At 53.7% G+C, this 18,069-nt stretch carries 17 protein-coding genes; 12 read left to right on the forward strand and 5 right to left on the reverse strand.

Translation table 11 applies throughout. The annotated features are described in order from the left end of the window. Nucleotides 1–12 precede the first annotated feature (12 nt). The gene (locus EGT74_RS07240) at nt 13–459 is read right to left on the reverse strand and encodes a PepSY-like domain-containing protein (RefSeq protein WP_123845847.1); all 447 of its coding nucleotides are present in this window, start codon (nt 457–459) and stop codon (nt 13–15) included. 410 nt (nt 460–869) lie between these two features. Here EGT74_RS07240 and EGT74_RS07245 point away from each other — a divergent pair, with 410 nt between their 5' ends. The 6 genes from EGT74_RS07245 to EGT74_RS07270 all read left to right on the forward strand — a co-directional run bounded on the left by EGT74_RS07245 (nt 870) and on the right by EGT74_RS07270 (nt 6,004). After that, entirely contained in the window at nt 870–1,448 is a 579-nt protein-coding gene (locus tag EGT74_RS07245) for an acyl carrier protein phosphodiesterase (RefSeq protein ID WP_123845848.1), read from the forward strand. Between the two features lie 235 nt (nt 1,449–1,683). After that, on the forward strand, nt 1,684–2,298 hold the full coding sequence (locus tag EGT74_RS07250; protein ID WP_123845849.1) for a DUF2911 domain-containing protein: 615 nt from the start codon (nt 1,684–1,686) through the stop codon (nt 2,296–2,298). A 402-nt stretch (nt 2,299–2,700) separates the two neighbouring features. Continuing rightward, the gene (locus tag EGT74_RS07255; RefSeq protein WP_123845850.1) at nt 2,701–3,840 is read left to right on the forward strand and encodes a cystathionine gamma-synthase; all 1,140 of its coding nucleotides are present in this window, start codon (nt 2,701–2,703) and stop codon (nt 3,838–3,840) included. 99 nt (nt 3,841–3,939) lie between these two features. Continuing rightward, the gene (locus EGT74_RS07260) at nt 3,940–4,713 is read left to right on the forward strand and encodes a TIGR02757 family protein (protein ID WP_123845851.1); all 774 of its coding nucleotides are present in this window, start codon (nt 3,940–3,942) and stop codon (nt 4,711–4,713) included. A gap of 17 nt (nt 4,714–4,730) precedes the next feature. Then, complete coding sequence (locus EGT74_RS07265) at nt 4,731–5,669, forward strand: DUF6263 family protein (protein ID WP_123845852.1); 939 nt, start codon at nt 4,731–4,733, stop codon at nt 5,667–5,669. Continuing rightward, nucleotides 5,669–6,004: a hypothetical protein gene (locus EGT74_RS07270; protein ID WP_123845853.1), complete on the forward strand. Its 336-nt coding sequence runs from the start codon at nt 5,669–5,671 to the stop codon at nt 6,002–6,004. Before EGT74_RS07265 ends, EGT74_RS07270 begins: the two co-directional genes overlap by 1 nt. Before the next feature lie 82 nt (nt 6,005–6,086). On the opposite strand, the gene EGT74_RS07275 is transcribed toward EGT74_RS07270, so the two are convergent. Together EGT74_RS07275 and EGT74_RS07280 are read right to left on the reverse strand one after the other, a co-directional pair. After that, nucleotides 6,087–6,749 carry a sterol desaturase family protein gene (locus EGT74_RS07275; RefSeq protein ID WP_123845854.1) on the reverse strand — a complete coding sequence of 221 codons (663 nt, stop codon included), beginning with the start codon at nt 6,747–6,749 and terminating at the stop codon, nt 6,087–6,089. Nucleotides 6,750–6,846: 97 nt separating this feature from the next. Continuing rightward, the gene (locus EGT74_RS07280; protein WP_394338025.1) at nt 6,847–8,709 is read right to left on the reverse strand and encodes a serine hydrolase; all 1,863 of its coding nucleotides are present in this window, start codon (nt 8,707–8,709) and stop codon (nt 6,847–6,849) included. Here EGT74_RS07280 and EGT74_RS27340 point away from each other — a divergent pair. The 3 genes from EGT74_RS27340 (at nt 8,663) to EGT74_RS07290 (ending at nt 10,810) form a co-directional block, all read left to right on the forward strand. Beyond that, nucleotides 8,663–8,794, forward strand: a complete 132-nt coding sequence (locus EGT74_RS27340) for a hypothetical protein (RefSeq protein WP_394338026.1) — start codon at nt 8,663–8,665, stop codon at nt 8,792–8,794. The two genes, EGT74_RS07280 and EGT74_RS27340, sit on opposite strands and share 47 nt — an antisense overlap. 121 nt (nt 8,795–8,915) lie before the next feature. Beyond that, nucleotides 8,916–9,932: a fumarylacetoacetate hydrolase family protein gene (locus EGT74_RS07285; protein ID WP_123845856.1), complete on the forward strand. Its 1,017-nt coding sequence runs from the start codon at nt 8,916–8,918 to the stop codon at nt 9,930–9,932. Further along, on the forward strand, nt 9,929–10,810 hold the full coding sequence (locus EGT74_RS07290; protein WP_123845857.1) for a flavin reductase family protein: 882 nt from the start codon (nt 9,929–9,931) through the stop codon (nt 10,808–10,810). The genes EGT74_RS07285 and EGT74_RS07290 overlap by 4 nt, the downstream gene beginning before the upstream one ends. Before the next feature lie 318 nt (nt 10,811–11,128). Here the strand turns inward: EGT74_RS07290 and EGT74_RS07295 are convergent, their stop codons facing one another. Continuing rightward, the gene (locus EGT74_RS07295) at nt 11,129–11,860 is read right to left on the reverse strand and encodes a DUF4197 domain-containing protein (RefSeq protein WP_123845858.1); all 732 of its coding nucleotides are present in this window, start codon (nt 11,858–11,860) and stop codon (nt 11,129–11,131) included. A 33-nt stretch (nt 11,861–11,893) separates the two neighbouring features. Continuing rightward, nucleotides 11,894–12,721 (reverse strand): universal stress protein, encoded by an 828-nt coding sequence (locus EGT74_RS07300; RefSeq protein WP_158618049.1) that lies wholly within the window; start codon nt 12,719–12,721, stop codon nt 11,894–11,896. Between the two features lie 193 nt (nt 12,722–12,914). Here EGT74_RS07300 and lysS point away from each other — a divergent pair, with 193 nt between their 5' ends. The 3 genes from lysS to EGT74_RS07315 all read left to right on the forward strand — a co-directional run bounded on the left by lysS (nt 12,915) and on the right by EGT74_RS07315 (nt 17,291). Beyond that, nucleotides 12,915–14,453 carry a lysine--tRNA ligase gene (gene lysS / locus EGT74_RS07305; protein WP_123845860.1) on the forward strand — a complete coding sequence of 513 codons (1,539 nt, stop codon included), beginning with the start codon at nt 12,915–12,917 and terminating at the stop codon, nt 14,451–14,453. A 102-nt stretch (nt 14,454–14,555) separates the two neighbouring features. Further along, nucleotides 14,556–14,930, forward strand: a complete 375-nt coding sequence (locus EGT74_RS07310) for a DoxX family protein (RefSeq protein WP_123845861.1) — start codon at nt 14,556–14,558, stop codon at nt 14,928–14,930. Between the two features lie 231 nt (nt 14,931–15,161). After that, the gene (locus EGT74_RS07315) at nt 15,162–17,291 is read left to right on the forward strand and encodes a S9 family peptidase (protein ID WP_220392822.1); all 2,130 of its coding nucleotides are present in this window, start codon (nt 15,162–15,164) and stop codon (nt 17,289–17,291) included. The last annotated feature ends 778 nt before the right edge of the window (nt 17,292–18,069 follow it).

Here is an 18,069-nt window from a genome sequence, read left to right on the forward strand (position 1 = left end):
AACGGCGTGCCGTTATGCTTTTCTTAATTTTTTAAGCGTTGTGAGGCCACCGGTGGAGGCGGCTTTCAGAACGGTCCAGTGCGAGTCGCTTTCCAGTGTGATCACATAGGTAGTGGCGCCTTCGGCTTCATATTCCACTACGTTCTGGATTTTCTGGTCAGGGAACTTCTTCATCAGCCGGGTAATAACGTTCAGGGGCAATTCCGTGTCGGTAATGTAGCGGGAGGTAGCCAGCAGGTTGCCGTCCCGGTCGAAATGCGCGGTCACTTTCGACGCCTTGATGGTGAATTTGGCTACATACTTGTCTGCGGTGCTGTACCAGGAAACATCAGAAGCTCCTACGAATTCTTTGTTAAAGGCATCCATCACTTTTTTGTTGTTGACGGTTGCGTCGCGTGCAAACAATGCACTGCTGCTGAATACTGCAGCGATGGTCAGAATGGCGATAAGTTTTTTCATGGCGGAAAAATTTTATCCAGGTTATTTAAATTGTTTTTGTCTGATTGACGATGTAAAAGTACCAACGGTTGCAGCGCATGGCAAGCGAATAGTTATGATTGGTTTACCAAGATTAATTCAATGTTATGCGTGTTGCCACACCTACCTAAACGCATCTAGTGAACACCCCTCAAACCCTTACCAGCAAAGCAGTTGAGCGAAAAGAGCAAATGTTGCACGCGCGAAGGTTAAGACTTTGTTAAACTGGAATGCTGGTGACAACCGGTAGGCGCAAAAACGTTGGTTTCAAAAGCGGACACCCCTTCCCGATAGCGGACACCCTCGTTATTTATCGTTATCTTCGACAAGGTGGCGCCCTTTGTTTATCGGGTTTTTACCGTTCATTTATTATCAATACCGCTCAGCAACCGATGAATTACCTCGCGCATGCATATCTTTCTTTTAACGACCCGCATATCACGGTAGGGCAGATGATCGCAGATTTTGTGAAGGGGAAACAGGTATTTACCTACCCGGATACGATACAGCAGGGCATCCGCATGCACCGGGCGCTGGATGAGTTTACGGACAAACATCCCGCCACCCGCCGCGCCAAAGCCATCTTCCAGCCCAGCTGCGGCCCGTACGGCGGCGTATTCATGGATGTGGTGTACGACCATTACCTCGCCAACGACGCCACCCATTTTACCCTGCCGGCCCTGCAGGAGTTCGTAGCCTCCGTGTATGGCGTGCTGGAGGATAACCATCACCTGCTGCCCCCGTTCTTCCAGCAGGTATTTAAATACATGCGCACCGAGAACTGGCTGTACCGCTATCATGAAAGGGACGGGATTTTCCGCAGCTTCTCGGGCATCGTGCGGCGGGCGAAGTATTTCGAACACCCGGCCGACGTCCCTTTCGGCGTATTCGAACACCACTACCTGACGCTGGGCGACTGTTACCGCGAGTTTTTCCCCGACGCCCTGGCATTTATGAAAAACCAGGAGTAACGGGGGCCGAAGCGCTATTTATAAAAGAGGGACAGAACCGCCGCAATTGTTAACGAACATCCCCGGGGAAACCAAACAATACGTTTACCCTGCGTTTTTGGAAAGAATGAAATAGGGGCAGGATGTTCCGCGCGCGTCTGTCTACACCCGCCCCGCGCGTTTTGAGGATTTTGCAAAAACGCGTAGGTTTGGGGCAGATTTTAACATGAACACCCATTCAAAAGTACTACAGGTTATGAATACAGTTAAAAAGCTATTAGTTGCCGTGTGCCTGATATCCGCCACGCAGGTGGTAGCTGCACAGGATAAGAAAATGCCGCCCGTAGACCCCAGTCCCATGGACATGGCCTACTTCCCCGTAATGTACCCTTACGTGTGCAAGGTAAAGGGAGAGCCCGGCACCCTTGTGGCCCGTACCGTATTCAGCCGCCCGCAGAAAAAAGGGCGCCCGATTTTCGGCAACCTGGTGGAATATGGAAAAGTATGGCGGCTCGGCGCGAATGAAGCCACCGAAATCGAGTTTTTCCGGCCGGTGACCATCGGGGGCAAGCTGGTACCCAAAGGAAGGTATACCCTCTATGCCATTCCCAACGAAACAAAATGGACCGTCATCCTCAATAAACAAACCGACATCTGGGGATCTTACAAATACGACCAGGCCCTCGATCTGCTGCGTACAGACGTGCCGGTGACTCCCTCGGACGAAGAACTGGAAGCGTTCAGCATGGTGTTCGAAAAAGCGGGATACGGCGCCAACCTCCTGATGGGCTGGGACAAAACACAGGTAAGCCTGCCCATCCGCTGGGCTGAAACCCCGGCAACCGCCAACACCGGCAAGAAAAAGAAATAACCCACTTGTTATCAGCAACATAAAAAGGCAGCGGGTACCCGCTGCCTTTTTGTTTTATAATAATGTATGATAATGTGCATGAAAAAAGGCGGTAAGAATACCGCCTTCAGAAATTTTAACCATATCCTATGAAAAACCTACGGTAAAATTAAGCCAACAACCGTTACGGGAAAACCCGTTTCTGGTGAACGCATCAAATTTCCTCGTAAGTGAGCGGATATGGAAGGTGTGATAATTTTACGTTATCAAATTCCCCGCAAAGGCCCGTAGTATTTGGTCTGCGGGCGATGCGTACTACTACGTATGTGTTATCCCGTTATGGCATACGGGCGTAAAAGCAGGCCCCTCTGGCCCAAGATTCAAATTCCGTACCTTTGGTATTCCCATAAAATATAGCAAACCATGAAGTTAGGCACCAAACTGATACATGCCGGCGTGGAACCGGACCCTTCAACAGGGGCGATTATGACACCCATCTTCCAGACGTCCACCTACGTGCAGAAAGCGCCGGGCGACCATAAGGGCTACGAATACGCCCGTACGCAGAACCCCACGCGCGACGCCCTGCAGAACGCGCTGGCTGCCATCGAGAACGGCACACATGGTATTTGCTTCGGCAGCGGCCTCGCTGCGACCGACGCCGTCATCAAGCTTCTGGAGCCGGGCGACGAAGTGATCGCCTCCAGCGACCTTTACGGCGGCACTTACCGCATTTTTACCAAAGTATTTGCCCGCTACGGCATCAAATTCCATTTCGCCGATCTCCAGGACGCCAATAACCTGCGCCGGCACGTAAATGACCGTACGAAAATGATATGGGTGGAAACGCCCACCAATCCCCTGCTGAACATCATCGATATCGCCGCCTGTGCTGCCGTGGCCCGGGAGCGGAACATCCTGCTGGCGGTGGATAATACGTTCGCTTCCCCCTACCTGCAGAACCCGCTCGACCTGGGAGCCGATATCGTGGTGCATTCCGCCACCAAATACCTCGGCGGCCACAGCGACGTGGTGCATGGCGCGGTGATCGTGAAAAACGATGCGCTGGCGCAGCAGCTCGCCTTTATACAGAACAGCTGCGGGGCGGTGCCGGGCCCTCAGGACTGCTTCCTGGTGCTCCGGGGCCTAAAAACCCTCCATGTGCGCATGCAGCGGCACTGCGAAAACGGCGAAGCGGTGGCCCATTTCCTGCGGCAGCACCCGAAAGTGGGGAAGGTTTTCTGGTGCGGTTTCGAAGACCATCCCAACCATGCCGTGGCTAAAAAACAGATGCGCGGCTTCGGGGGGATGATTTCTTTCACCCTCAAAGACGATAGCATGGATGCCGCGCTGAAAGTGCTGAGCGGCACCAAACTCTTTTCCCTGGCCGAATCGCTGGGCGGTGTGGAATCGCTGATCGGCCATCCGGCCAGCATGACCCATGCTTCCATCCCCCGCGAGGAACGGATGAAAAACGGGCTGGTGGATTCGCTGATACGCCTCAGCGTCGGCATCGAAGACGCCGAAGATCTGATCAACGACCTGAAAGAGGCAATTGGTTGATAAACAGGGATTTTTAAAGTTGGCATAAACTACTTACTTTTAACGCATACACCTACGCCTCCCGGAAGTACCGGGAGGTTTCCATATACCGAAGAAGCCATGAAGTCCCAACAACTGAGAGAATATTTAGATGCCAAGGCAGCTTATTACAATCAGCCGGCGTTTGTAGAAGGGGATCCCATCTGCATCCCGCACCGCTACCGCCAGCTGCAGGACATTGAGATCGCCGGCTTTTTTGCCGCCATACTGGCCTGGGGCAACCGTACCACTATTATCAACAAGTGTACGGAGCTGATGGAGCTCTTTGACGACTCGCCGTATGATTTTATCCGGCATCACCAGCCCAGGGACCGTATGCGGCTGATGGGCTTCAAGCACAGGACCTTCAGCGGCCTGGACCTGTTGTATTTCGTGGAGTTCCTGCAGCACTATTACCAGAACCTGACGTCGCTGCAGTTTGCATTCAGCGGGCACATCACACCCGCAGACGCTAACGTGGAAAAGGCGCTCATCGGCTTCCGGCATATGTTTTTTGCGATGGAGCACCCGGAGCGCACCACTAAACACATTTCCACGCCGGCGCGCAACTCCGCCTGCAAGCGGCTCAATATGTATCTGCGCTGGATGGTGCGGAAAGACGAAAATGGCGTGGATTTTGGATTATGGGAGTACATTTCGCCCGCCCAGCTGATATGCCCGATGGATGTGCATGTGAGCAGGGTGGCCGCCAGGCTGGGCCTGATCGAAAAAGCAGACGCCAGCTGGAAAACCGCCGTGGAGCTGACAGACAGGCTCCGCGAGCTGGACCCTGAAGATCCCGTGAAATACGATTTTGCGTTGTTCGGATTGGGGGTGATTGAAAAATATGTGTAGATCAATTTATCAGGATAATGAAGAAACTTACCGTACTGCTGGCCATGTGCTGCTACGTTTTATCGCTCTCCGCGCAGGATTATGTGGAGCTGAATTACAAGTTTAAAACCGGTGATGCGTTTGAGTTGCAACAACAGAGCCGCAGCGAAACCTATATTACGGTAAATGATGTGATCCAGCGCACCACCCGCGACTACAACACCAAAATGAATGTGAAGGTGGCCGAAACCGGCGCCGGCTCTTTTGTGCTGCACTGGGCCTATTCAGACATCAAATTCAACTTCAACGCCAAAAACCAGAACATTTTCGTGGATGCGAAAGTGGCCAACGCCCAGGAGCCCCTCCAGGGCGCCCTGAAGCTGATACTGGACCAGCCTTTTACCGTGGAGATACAGTCCACCGGCATGATCAAGAACGTTACCGGCCTCGACGCGCTGATGGATAAAGCCTCCGCAGCCTTTTCCAGCCTGAAATCGGACGAACAGGCGGCTTATAAAAAGCTGCTGAAAGACCAGTTCGGCACCGACGCTTTCCGCTCCTGGCTGGAACAGCTCCTGGTGGTATATCCCGTTCACGGCATCAAAAACGGCACCCAGTGGGAAGAAAGCGTGCCACTGCGCACCGGTCTGAAAGGCAGGATAGACCTCTACTGGAACCTGAAGCACTGGGACAGCCAGACCGCCAAGATCGACGGCCAGGGCAATATCAAAACAGACAAGGTGGAAACCTTCACCGTGGAAGAAGGCATCCAGGCCACCGCCGCCATAGAAGGCACCCAAACCACCAACTACCTGATCAACCGCGAAAGCGGCATGCCCAGCATTTGTGTACAGAACACAGAAATGAAAGGGGAATATATTTACCTCGCCAACCGCAAAAAGCAACTGAAAAAAGACCTGAAAGTGCCGGTAAAGATCGTAACCAACGCTTCTTACAAGATCAAGCAGGTGAAATAATGGAAGACCGTTATCTACAGCAAACCGGGGCCTGGCTGCAGGAAAACGCCGGCATCCGTGTACCCGCCGCCGTGAGCATGGCCGACCTTGAAAAGATACTGGCGGAGAAACTGGAGATACTGGTGGAGCGGGACTTTCAGCAGTTCGTGCTGCTGCTGTACCAGGTGGATGTATCGGAACGGAAAGTGAAAGAGATTCTTGCCGCGCAAAACTACCCGGATGTTTTTATATCCATCGCCCGGCTGATCATCAGCCGGCAGACCGAAAAAATCAAAAGCCGCGAGAAATATAAACAGCCACCGGAAAACCTCCCGGACGATGAGGAGAAATGGTGAGCAGGCTGAATGTCTCCGGCACGGTAACGTGAATGAACCAGAACGGCATAAAAAAAGAGGGTGTTTCGCAACACCCTCTTTTTTATTTATCGAACATCAGTTCTTTTACTTTCGTTTTGTCTTCTTTTTCCTTATCCAGGTCGAAGAAGGTGCCGAACACCCGGTCCCAGAACGAGGAGCTTACGCCGAAGCCCTTCTCATCGTCTTTATAATGGTGCAGGTGGTGGTTGCGCCATACCGGCTTCATGAATTTGAACGGCGGGTTCCAGGCGTGGATGGCGTAATGCATGCTGCCGTAAATGAGGTAACCCAGGATGAACCCCGGCCAGAACATAAACGTGAGCCCGCCCATAACGAGGTACATCACCGCGAATATGATGGATGAAATGATGAGGCTGGGCACAGGCGGCATGAAGAGCCGCTGCCGGTCGCGGGGATATTCGTGGTGATTGCCGTGCAGCACGTACACGAACCGCGTCAGCCGTTTATTTTCCGTTACCAGGTGGAACAGGAAACGGTGCATCACATACTCAAAAAATGACCAGAAGAAAATGGCACCCAGGAAAACCAGCGTAATTTTCCCGACGCTGTAACCGAGGGTGGCATTGCTGTAATACAGCATATACCCGATGATGGGGAGATACATACCCCAGATTACAAGGGGATGGGTTTTGGTCAGCATTTCCAGATAACGGCTCTCAAACAATCGCGCCTGTCCTTTATTCTTGATCTTGTCGAATTTCATGACTCCCAAATTTTTGATTAAACCTTAATAATTCATCATTATGTAACAGGAGTAGGGAACTATTTGTTAGGTTATTGCCATTGCTGCCTGCATAAAATCACAGATGAAGGGACAACAACCGGGGTACTGTAACCAATTCATATTGTTTACCCTGCAAATATCGTATCAATTTCTCCAATTGTAAATAAAATTTATCTATTCTTCTCGGGTCCGTGCCTATATGTACCAGCAGCATAAAGCCGTTTAACCCCGCAGGGCGCTGGTTTTCAAAGTCTGTGACGGATTTCATGATACTGTCGCTGCCCCGGTAACTTTTCCCCATTTCGGGGTAGGTATAATCAGCCGTGCTCCGGGTGCCGGGGCTGAAATTCACCAGCTGCAGCCCCAGGGCGGCGGTCCATTTTACGATGGAATCGTTGTACCATTCATACGGCGGCAGAAAATAATGCGGGGCGGCTATGCCATGCCGCGCCATGGCCCGGTAATTCAGGGCGAGATCTTCTTCGAATTCCCGCCGGGTCACCAGCAGGCTGTCCCGTTTCACCCAGTCGCAGTACAACAGGTGCCGGCCGGAATGGCCCGCCAGGTAATGCCCGTCGTTTTTGAGGCGCCGGATAAGGGGGGCGAAGGCGGGGGTTTCGTAAAATGTGCCGGTCAGGAAAAACGAGGCGGGCACCTTGCATTTTTTCAGCACGGCGGCAATATGCTCGCCGCCGTCGGCAAACTCGTGGCCGGTAAACACGATGGCCAGCCGCCGGCGGGTGGTGTCGCCCCGGGTGATAGCCACCGGCGGTTGCCCCAGGCCGGCCGTGGCCTCTTCAAAAATACCGAGGTCGGGCGCGTGGGGGCGTTGGCGTTGCAGCTCGTATCCGTAAAAAATATCGCCCACTTCCTTAAAAAAGGGATATCCTTCCTCCTCGTACTCATATTTATTATCGTTCAGCACCCCGTCCCGGTTCACATAAATATTGGCGCTGAGCATAAACTCCACCTTGTTTTTGATGTCGGCGAAGTAAGCCACGTCTGTCAGGAATCCGTAGCTCCAGCCTGTTTTATTGAACACGCGGATGTGCGGGGGAATTTTGCCCCGGCCGGCTTTGAAGCGGAAAAATTTCGTGTAGCTGTCGAAAAACTCGCTGGTGTCGTACTTCGGGTGGTCGCTTTCAAAAGGGAGCGCGGCCATGTACCGGTACAGGAAGCGGTAGTCGTCGGGGCTGAGGTTGAAGCGCTGCGCGGCGGGTACGGAAGCGGGAAACAGCACCGACTGCAGCATCCGTTGCAGGTCCTGCAGCGGGGCATTGTTATGCCGCGTAAAATCCATCGGTTTATTGATCAGGGCATCGTTCCGGTCGTAGTGCTGCCGGCCCACGAACAGGGGCTTGCTGAAATCGTATACCAGCGTATTGACGGCGGCGGGCTGGCGGTAAACCGTATCGGCCCCCAGCACGAAATAAACGGGGTTGGTGTGCCGGTTCTCCTCTTCGGTCATCGGCACAAAACGGCGCACTATCCGCACATCAGGGTATCCTTTCGCCAACAGTTTTTCGCGGATGGTTTGCGGGCCGATGAACTCGTAAAGGCGGTTATAGGCGTCGTTGTCGCTGACGAGGAATATCTTTTTGATGTACTGGGCTATTGACGGCAGCCCGTTCTCCGCCGAGGTATCGCGCCGTACACGCGTTTGCCCGCTGAAAGCGCTGTCTGTCAACATCGGTGTGTATTTATCGATTCCCAGGCTGTTCAGTTTCTCCAGCGCCAGGAAAGCCAGCGGCATTTTGACCATGGAAGCGGGGTTGAAATAAACCGCTTTGTCGACATGATAATAATAATGCCTGAACGCCGGCCGGTTCTGCGCGTCGCGGTTGATCTGCGTGTAGATGAGCTGCACCTGGAAAGAATCGGGGTGTGCGAGGATGTGCCGCAGCTGCGGCGAGGCGTGTTTGTTCAACAGGTCTTTCATGAACGCATCCGTGCGGGGCTGCGCCCGGGCTGCGGCGGCCAGCAGCAGCAACAACAGCGTGAACGTGGTACGAGACATGCCTTAAAGCTATAAAAATCCCTTCGTTCCCCAAAAGGGCTATATTTGGGCACAAAACACCAAAACTAAACTGTGGGGCAATCGATTCGTTTGTTCCATCCGGCAATTAAAAGATCAAAAACATTTTCATGAAACTTGTTACCTATATCCGCGAAGATGTAGACCAACTGGCCATACTGGTGGACGGCCAGCTGTACAACATGCAGGAGCTGCATCCAGAGCTGCCCACCACCATGCACATGTTCCTGCAGATGTGGGAAGAAGTGATCGACCTGGCCATCCACATCGATGCACAGCTGAAGGCAGGCAAAATGCCGAAAATGAATACCTGGGGCGTGCCGTACGAAAGCGCGCAGCTGCTGGCCCCCGTTCCGTTCCCCACCTCCTGCCGCGACGGTTATGCATTCCGCCAGCATGTGGCCACCGCGCGCCGCAACCGGAAGGTGGACATGATCCCTGAATTCGACCAGTACCCGATATTTTATTTCACCAACCACAACGCCATCCAGGGCCCCGGCGATATTCTCTGTATGCCCGACCATTTCCGCAACCTCGATTTCGAACTGGAAGCAGCCATCGTGATCTGCAAGCGCGGGCGCAACATTCCCGCCGCGGAAGCGGACGGTTACATCGGCGGCTACATGATCATGAACGACATGAGCGCCAGGGTGCTGCAGATGGAGGAAATGAAACTCAACCTCGGCCCCGCCAAAGGGAAAGATTTTTCCACGGTCATCGGCCCCATGCTGGTGACGCCCGACGAACTGGAACCTTACCGCATCCCCACCAAAGACGGCCATACCGGCAATCAATACAATCTCAAAATGCGCTGCTGGGTAAACGGCGTACAGGTGAGCGAAGGCAATATGGGCGATATGGACTGGACCTTCGCCGAAATCGTGGAACGCTGCGCATACGGCGCAGACCTGCTGCCCGGCGATGTGATCGGCAGCGGCACCGTAGGCACGGGCTGCTTCCTGGAACTGAACGGTACCGGCAAGCTCAACGACCCTGATTACAAAGAACAATGGCTGCAGCCCGGCGATGTGGTGGAAATGGAAATAGACGGCCTGGGGCGTTTGAAAAACACGATCGTGGCGGAAGAATCCGATTTCTCCATCCTTGCCCAGAAAAAGAACGTATGAGAATAGTGCCCGGTGAAATCAAAACGGCCGAGCTGCATGCTTACCTGCTGGGCGCCGTAGCGCCGCGTCCCATCTGTTTTGCGAGCACGGTGGATGCCGATGGGCGGCCCAACCTGTCGCCTTTCAGTTTTTTCAACGTATTCGGCTCCAATCCCATCACGATGATATTTTCGCCGGCCCGCCGCGTACGCGACAACACGGTGAAACACACGCTTGAAAATATCCGCGATACCGGCGAGGTGGTGATCAACGTGGTGAATTACGCCATGGTGCAGCAGGCTTCCCTGTCGAGTTGCGAGTATCCCAAAGGGATCAACGAATTCGAGAAAGCAGGCTTCACGCCTCTTGCTTCGGAAAAGATAAAACCTTTCCGGGTGAAGGAAAGCCCCGTGCAATTCGAGTGCATCGTGAAGCAGGTGATCGAAACCGGCGACCAGGGCGGTGCGGGCAACCTCGTAATCTGCGAGCCGGTGGTCATTCATATCAACGAAAACGTGCTGAACAGCCAGGGTAAGATCGACCCGCATAAGATCGATCTTGTGGCCCGCATGGGCGCGGATTATTACTGCCGTGCTTCCGGCGATGCGGTGTTTGAAGTGGCCAAACCCAACCTGCAGCTGGGCATCGGGGTAGACGCGCTGCCTCAAAGCATCCGAAACAGTCATATCCTCACCGGCAACAACCTGGGGCAGCTGGGGAATGTGCATGAAATTCCCGCCATCGATGCGGCTTTCAGCGACGACCATCTCAAGAACATCATCCAGTATTACAGTGTGAGCCCGGAAGAAATGGAAAAGGAACTGCATCAATACGCCCGCAAACTGCTGGAGCAGGGGAAAGTCGCGGATGCATGGCAGGTACTACTGGCCGGGAATTGATAATCATGGAAAAGGAGCCGTATCAAAATTGCCCGGGCAGGGGAAAGCGGCGGATGCAGGGCAGCTGCTGCTGGCGGAAAATTGATAATCATGGAAAAGGGGCCGCATCCATGCGCCAACAAACCACCCAGGCAGGGAAAGTAGCGGATACATGGCAGATGCTACTCACGGAAAACAGATGACGGACAGATGAGCCATGTACCGCAAACGCAATTGCGAACAGAACATCCCGACCGACATACAACAGACCGCATTGAACATAAAAAGAGGTTGCCGCAATAATTTGCGGCAACCTCTTTCCTTTTAAAAAATATATGATCAGCTTTTGCTGCCGAACACTTTCTTCAGCAATTCGCTGGTACGCGCCGCAGGGTTCTGGCGGATGGCCAGTTCTTCTTTCGCGATCTGGTCGAACAGCGCCTGCACGGCCTTTTCCGTTACATACCCTTTCAGGTCCGGATTGATTTTATTAAACGTGGTGGGCAGGCTGTTGTATTTGGTCACGAGGCTGCCGTAGTATTTCGTGGCGCTGGTTTTGTTCAGCGCGCTGTCGATCACCGGCGAGAAGGCGGTTTTCAGCGACTCGGTGGTTTTGTTCTGGAAATAATCCGTAGCGGAACGCTGGCCGCCCCGCAGCAGGTTCAGCGCGTCGGTGATGGTCATCTGTTTGATGGCGTTCACGAATATGGGTTTGGCGAAACCCACGGCCTGCTCCGCCGCGCGGTTGATCTGCAGGATGGCTTTGTCCACTTCGCCGCCCAGGCCGATGCTGCGCAATGCCCGCTCGGCTTTTAACGCATCGGGTGGCAGCAGTACTTTATACAGTTCGTTCCCGAAAAACCCGTTCTGTTTATTGAGCAGCGAAATACCTGCGCTTACGCCTTTTTCCAGCGCCTCCTTAATCCCCAGCCCCGCTTCGTTTTCGGTCACCGATCCGGTGGTGGAGCTGCCGCCGTTTAAAATGCCCGCGGCCTTTTTCAGGATCTGCGCCTGGGATGCAGTGTGCAGGACGAGTGCGCCTGCCAGTAATACGATTGTTCTCTTTAGCATAGTCTGTTATTCAAGATGTAGGATGAAAGGGATTTATTCATGGATGGACAATAACGGCACATGCGTGTTGAACGCGATGCGCGAAGTATGGCTGCGCTTGAAGATGCTGTCGAACAGCCCGTGTTTTTTCGGGATGATGAGCAGCAGGTCGGCGCTCTGCTGGTCCGCAAAACCGGTGATGCCTTCCACCACGTTGGGATGGTCGATGAAATGGTATTGCGGGTTATAGTTATGCAGCATGTTATCAAGCTCCTGGTTCTCTTCGGGATGCAGGTGCTCTTTTCCTTCTTTCTGCACGTTGAGCACCAGCAGTTCGGGTTTGAATTCGTCGAGCAGGCGGTAGAGCACGTCTTTGCGGGTAGTTTTGGCCACCTTGCGCAGGTCGCAGGCGAACACCACTTTCCTGATGGGGCGGAAGGCAGCCTCCGTAGGCACCACGATCACGGGGTAGCTGGAGTTTTTCACCACGTCCACCGTATTGGAGCCCACCAGGATCTCTTCCAGCTGGCTGCCGCCGGTGATGCCCATCACGATAATATCCGCATGCTCATCCCGGCACACCTGGTCGATATTAGCCGCCAGCAAATGATTGTCCGCCCTGAAATCCACCGTGATGCCGGCCGGCACTACAGGCGCCAGTTCCGCCTTCATATGCTGCAAACCTTCGATACTGGAGGCTTTCAGGTCTTCCATATTGACCATCGGCACGGCGGTAGGCAGGTCGGGGATCGGCACGATCAGCTCGTAGGCATGATATAATAAAATGCGCGTGGCGCCGGTTTGCTGCGCCAGGCCCAACGCATAGCGGGCCGCGTTATAGGCGGTTTCGGAAAAATCAGTTGGAACAATGATGGTTTTCATGCCGGGGAGATTTTCTATAAAGTTACACAATAACCACACCAATCGCTGATGTAAAGTCATAAATAAATTATAAAAGATAGATATATAGAAGGCTCGCCGTACTCGTGTAGACAAATCTCCACAAATCCGTTATTTTTGCACTCCTTTGAAGGCGGGCGGGGCTGATTCCGCACGCCGTAGATCAGCAACAAAAATGAGCGTAAACACCCAACAACAACTCTCCGAACAGGAAATTATCCGCCGGGAAAAATTGCAGGAACTGCAAAACCTGGGCATCGACCCGTACCCGGCGCCGGAATATCCCGTAAACGCATACTCTACGGACATCAAAGCCGGTTATTCCGAAGCGACGAAAGACCAGTACCAGGACGTATGCCTGGCAGGCCGCATCATGCAGACCCGCGACATGGGCAAGGCGAACTTCGCCGTACTGCAGGACAGCAAGGGCCGCATCCAGCTGTACATCAAACGCGACGATATTTGTCCGGGCGAAGACAAAAGCCTGTACGACACCGTCTGGAAGAAACTCACCGACATCGGTGACTTCATCGGGGTGAAGGGATATGTGTTCACCACCAAAACCGGTGAAACTTCCGTACACGTGCGGGAACTGACCGTGCTTGCCAAGGCGCTGCGCCCGCTGCCCGTGGTGAAGGAAAAAGAAGGTGAAACCTTCGACGCCGTGACCGATCCCGAATTCAAATACCGCCAGCGGTATGCAGACCTCGTGATCAACCCCGACGTAAAAGAAGTGTTCATCAAACGTACCCGTCTGATGCAGACGATGCGTGATTTTTATAACGGCATGGGTTATCTCGAAGTGGAAACTCCCATCCTGCAGGCTATTCCCGGTGGCGCGACGGCCCGCCCTTTCATCACCCATCACAATGCGCTGGACATACCGTTGTACCTGCGCATCGCCAACGAACTGTACCTGAAAAGGCTGATCGTAGGCGGGTTTGAAGGTGTATATGAGTTCGCGAAAGACTTCCGGAACGAAGGCATGGACCGCACCCACAACCCCGAGTTTACGGTGATGGAGATGTACGCCGCGTATAAGGATTACGACTGGATGATGCGCACCACCGAAACCCTGCTGGAAAAAGTGGCCGTCAACGTAAACGGTAGCACGGACGTACAGGCCGGCGAGCAGGTCATCAGCTTCAAAGCCCCCTACCGCCGCGTATCGATGTACGACGCCATTAAAGAGCACACCGGCATCGACATCACCGGTATGGACGAAGCCCAGCTCCGCGACGTGTGCAAACAGCTGCACATCCCCGTGGAAGCCAGCTCCGGCAAAGGCAAACTGATCGACGAGATTTTCGGTGAAAAATGCGAGCACCATTATGTGCAGCCCACTTTCATCATCGACTACCCCGTTGAAATGAGCCCCCTCACCAAAAAACACCGCAGCAAAGAAGGGCTGGTGGAGCGTTTTGAACTGATCGTAAACGGCAAGGAAATCGCCAACGCCTACTCCGAGCTGAACGATCCCATCGACCAGCGCGCGCGTTTTGAAGAGCAGGTACAGTTGATGGAGCGTGGGGACGATGAGGCGATGTACATCGACTACGATTTTCTCCGTGCCCTGGAATATGGCATGCCGCCTACTTCCGGTATCGGGATCGGCATCGACCGCCTTACCATGCTGATGACGAACCAGCCCTCCATTCAGGACGTGCTGTTTTTCCCGCAGATGCGCCCCGAAAAAACCGGCGGCGAAGCATAAACGAAGCGTTTTATTCCGCATACAGGCTGTTCCGTTACCCGGGGCAGCCTTTTTTTATTTGAACTCCTTCCCCGTTCCCGCTGTTATAAACAGAAACTGCCCATGCGATTCAACATCCCTACACAGGCAGCCGTGGTGCTGTACGCCCTCATGTGGGCCGCCTTTGGCGTCAATCATCTTGTGAATGCGAAGGAAATGGTGGCCATCGTGCCCGTTCCCGGCGGCGCCGTCTGGATATATTTAACGGGCGTGGCGATGCTGCTGGCCGCAGCCGCCATTATTTTCAACATACAGGCCCGGCTGGCGGGGTACCTGCTGGCCATCATGCTGTTGGTGTTCATTTTTTCGATACATGTGCCGCAACTGATCAAGGGCAATTTTATGGCCCCGGTGAGCATACTGAAAGACCTGGGACTGATGGCCGGGGCGATCATCGTCGCCAACATCCGGCCTATGCACAAACAAGGCAGTAACTGAGTTACTGCCCTGTTTGATTTTCGACCATATCCTATGAAAACCACTGCTAAAGTAGCCGGTTTTTTATTCCCGCCGTTGCACCACTTCCTGCCCTGCGGCTTTCGCCGCATAACAGGCTATTTTCCGCCTGTAACCGGTACCGCCGGTATATTTCATTGCCATAATTCATATTTGATCTTTATTTTCGTCACCTCGAATCTGCAATCAACCTGAATAAAAATTATGAGAAGCATGTATAAACCGATGCCAGCCTGGCTTACCGGAATTGCGTTACTGGTAGCCATCCCAGCCATTTCACAGGAAAAAAAGGAACTCACTTTCGACCAGATATTCACCCGTCCGGTCAACATCACCGAGCCCCTCCCGGCGGTACGAGGTTGGGCGGACAAGGACCATTTTATTGAAACCCGCGCCGGTAAGGCATTGACGGTGGATGTAAAAACCGGGCAGACGGCCGACTATACCCCGCCGCCGGCTACCGGCAGAACGGTGAGCGTCCGCGGGAACGACGTTTATGTACAGGAGCCCAATGGCGGCGCGGAGATCCGCCTCACCAGCGACAGCGCCATCGAAAAGAACGCCACCCTGTCGCCCGACGAAAAGTACGTGGCTTTCACCCGGAACAACGACCTCTATGCCGTGGAAGTGGCCACCAAAAAGGAAATCCGGTATACCACCGACGGTTCCGACGTAATCTATAACGGCTGGGCATCCTGGGTGTATTATGAAGAAATCCTCGGCCGGCCTTCCAAGTACCGCGCATTCTGGTGGAGCCCGGATAGCAGGAAACTGGCCTTTATGCGTTTCGACGATTCCAAAGTGCCCGTATTTCCCATTTACAGCGAAGTGGGCCAGCATGGTTTCCTCGAAAACACCCGCTACCCCAAAGCCGGCGATACCAACCCCGAAGTGAAACTGGCCATTGTGCCCGTTACCGGCGGCAACATCACCTGGGCGGATTTCAATTCCAAAGACGACCAGTATTTCGGTCAGCCCTTCTGGACGCCCGACGGCAGCGCTTTATGGGCCCAGTGGATGCCCCGTGAGCAGAACAACCTGGTCATCTACGCCATCGATGCGCAGACAGGCGCCAAGAAGCCCATTTACAACGAAACGCAGAAAACCTGGATTGACTGGTTCACCGATATCTATTTCCTCGATAATAATAAAGGGTTCATCATTAAAAGCGATAAATCCGGCTGGGACCACCTGTACCTGCATAATATGGACGGCAGCCTGAAAAAGCAGCTGACCACAGGCAACTGGCGTGTAAAGGCCGTACTCGAGCTGAACCAGCAGAAGCAGACGGTGTATTTCACCGCCCGCAAGGAAGCCAGCACCCGGTACGACCTTTATAAAATCGGCGTAAACGGCGGCCAGCCGCAGCGCCTCACTTTCGGCGAGTTCTCCCACGACGTGCGCCTGGCACCCGGCGGCGATCATTTCATCACCACCTACAGCAACCTCACCACCCCGCCGCGCATGGCGCTGGTGAACGAAAAAGGCAAGGTGGTGCGCGAACTGGGCAATGCCCGCGGCGCCGCGTTCGATACCTATAAAATGGCCCCCACGGAGCTGAAAACATATAAAACCCGCGACGGACTGGAGCTGCCCATCACCATCATGTGGCCGCTGAACATGGAGCCCGGGAAAAAATACCCCGTGCTGATCAGCATTTACGGCGGGCCCGATGCCGGCACCGTGTACGATGTATGGAAACCCTCCACGCTCATCTCCCAATGGTACGCCAAGGAAGGGCTCATCCAGGTGGCGATCGACAATCGCGCCGCGGGGCACCTCGGCAAGGTAGGGATGAATTACATCCACCGCCAGCTGGGCAAATACGAGATCGAGGATTATATGGACGCCACCCGCTGGCTCACCAGCCTCCCCGGCGTGGACGCGGCCAAAGTGGGCATGACCGGCGGCAGCTTCGGCGGGTATATGACCTGCATGGCGCTGACCTACGGAGCCGATGTGTTCTCCTACGGGATGGCCAACTTCGCCGTAACCGACTGGGCGCTGTACGACAGCCATTATACCGAAAGATTCATGGACACGCCGAAAGACAACCCCGAAGGATATAAAGTCACCTCCGTGCTCACCCATGCCGCCAAATACAAGGGACTGCTCCGCATCGTTCACGGCACCATGGACGACAACGTGCACCTGCAGAACTCCATCCAGCTGGTCAACAAGTTCGAGGACCTGGGCAAACATTTCGAGCTGATGCTCTATCCCGGCGAACGCCATGGATGGGGCGGGGCCAAAGGCGCCCATCTCCGGAACGAAACCTACCGGTTCATATACGCCAACCTCTTGGGCAAACCCCTTCCGGCCGCTTTCAAAGGCTCCAACTAGGCCGCGAACGAAGGATGAACGAACCTTCCCTGGGGGATCAACGAAGGATCACCGAAAAGTTGATCCTTCGTTGAAGGTTCGTTCGTCCTTCGTTGAAGGTTCGTTGAACACCGTGCAAATGCCCGCCTGGCACAGGCCGTTTTTCTGATTGTTTGTCTGGTGGCGGGTTTGAATACGTCGGTTTCCCTCTTTTTCCGGAAACAGGGGAGCATTCCTTTAAAAAAGACACTAAAAGCCATAACGGTGGGAATTTCCACCAAAACAAAAGGTCATTCCGCGATGGAATGACCTTTTTTAATGACTTAGGGGCAAAAAAACAGGGCTGCAAGAATACAGCCCCGAAAAATTTTAACCATATCTTTATTGAAAAACCTAGTACAAATTTCAATAATTTAGAAGTAACCCTAATCTCCGAATTTGTGAACGCTATATTTTTTCTGGTTAACGTAGCGAAAAGCACTTTAAACGATGACGCAAACAACCCGTTAACGAGCGAAAAACACCTTCAAGATAATTTTAAGACCATCTTTTACCGGCTCCTTCCGGCACCTCCGGCCGGGTGATCGCCGTGAACGTATCCCGGATGCTGTTAACGCGAACAACTGCAGGCTTTGTTATCCGTCCACCCATGCACCTGATCTTTTTCAGGCGCACAAGGGGAAGTGACGGCAATACCTCCCGACTGGCGGAATACACCCGCAAACGGGCGCTCATGAATCGAAAAAGCACGTCACGGCCTTGCCAATCCGGCTCCGGGCGTATTCTTCTCCGGCAGGAA

Origin of the sequence: Chitinophaga lutea, assembly GCF_003813775.1 — a bacterium.
Taxonomy (GTDB): Bacteria; Bacteroidota; Bacteroidia; order Chitinophagales; family Chitinophagaceae; genus Chitinophaga; species Chitinophaga lutea.

Excerpts from the sequence above, each read along its gene's own strand:
- EGT74_RS07270 (WP_123845853.1), top strand. The coding sequence starts at position 5,669 with ATGGAAGACCGTTATCTACAGCAAACCGGGGCCTGGCTGCAGGAAAAC.
- lysS (WP_123845860.1), top strand. The coding sequence starts at position 12,915 with ATGAGCGTAAACACCCAACAACAACTCTCCGAACAGGAAATTATCCGC.
- EGT74_RS07310 (WP_123845861.1), top strand. The coding sequence starts at position 14,556 with ATGCGATTCAACATCCCTACACAGGCAGCCGTGGTGCTGTACGCCCTC.
- EGT74_RS07245 (WP_123845848.1), top strand. The coding sequence starts at position 870 with ATGAATTACCTCGCGCATGCATATCTTTCTTTTAACGACCCGCATATC.
- EGT74_RS07315 (WP_220392822.1), top strand. The coding sequence starts at position 15,162 with ATGTATAAACCGATGCCAGCCTGGCTTACCGGAATTGCGTTACTGGTA.
- EGT74_RS27340 (WP_394338026.1), top strand. The coding sequence starts at position 8,663 with ATGTGCCGCAGCTGCGGCGAGGCGTGTTTGTTCAACAGGTCTTTCATG.
- EGT74_RS07240 (WP_123845847.1), bottom strand. The coding sequence starts at position 459 with ATGAAAAAACTTATCGCCATTCTGACCATCGCTGCAGTATTCAGCAGC.
- EGT74_RS07275 (WP_123845854.1), bottom strand. The coding sequence starts at position 6,749 with ATGAAATTCGACAAGATCAAGAATAAAGGACAGGCGCGATTGTTTGAG.
- EGT74_RS07255 (WP_123845850.1), top strand. The coding sequence starts at position 2,701 with ATGAAGTTAGGCACCAAACTGATACATGCCGGCGTGGAACCGGACCCT.
- EGT74_RS07250 (WP_123845849.1), top strand. The coding sequence starts at position 1,684 with ATGAATACAGTTAAAAAGCTATTAGTTGCCGTGTGCCTGATATCCGCC.
- EGT74_RS07290 (WP_123845857.1), top strand. The coding sequence starts at position 9,929 with ATGAGAATAGTGCCCGGTGAAATCAAAACGGCCGAGCTGCATGCTTAC.
- EGT74_RS07285 (WP_123845856.1), top strand. The coding sequence starts at position 8,916 with ATGAAACTTGTTACCTATATCCGCGAAGATGTAGACCAACTGGCCATA.
- EGT74_RS07300 (WP_158618049.1), bottom strand. The coding sequence starts at position 12,721 with ATGAAAACCATCATTGTTCCAACTGATTTTTCCGAAACCGCCTATAAC.
- EGT74_RS07295 (WP_123845858.1), bottom strand. The coding sequence starts at position 11,860 with ATGCTAAAGAGAACAATCGTATTACTGGCAGGCGCACTCGTCCTGCAC.
- EGT74_RS07265 (WP_123845852.1), top strand. The coding sequence starts at position 4,731 with ATGAAGAAACTTACCGTACTGCTGGCCATGTGCTGCTACGTTTTATCG.
- EGT74_RS07260 (WP_123845851.1), top strand. The coding sequence starts at position 3,940 with ATGAAGTCCCAACAACTGAGAGAATATTTAGATGCCAAGGCAGCTTAT.
- EGT74_RS07280 (WP_394338025.1), bottom strand. The coding sequence starts at position 8,709 with ATGAAAGACCTGTTGAACAAACACGCCTCGCCGCAGCTGCGGCACATC.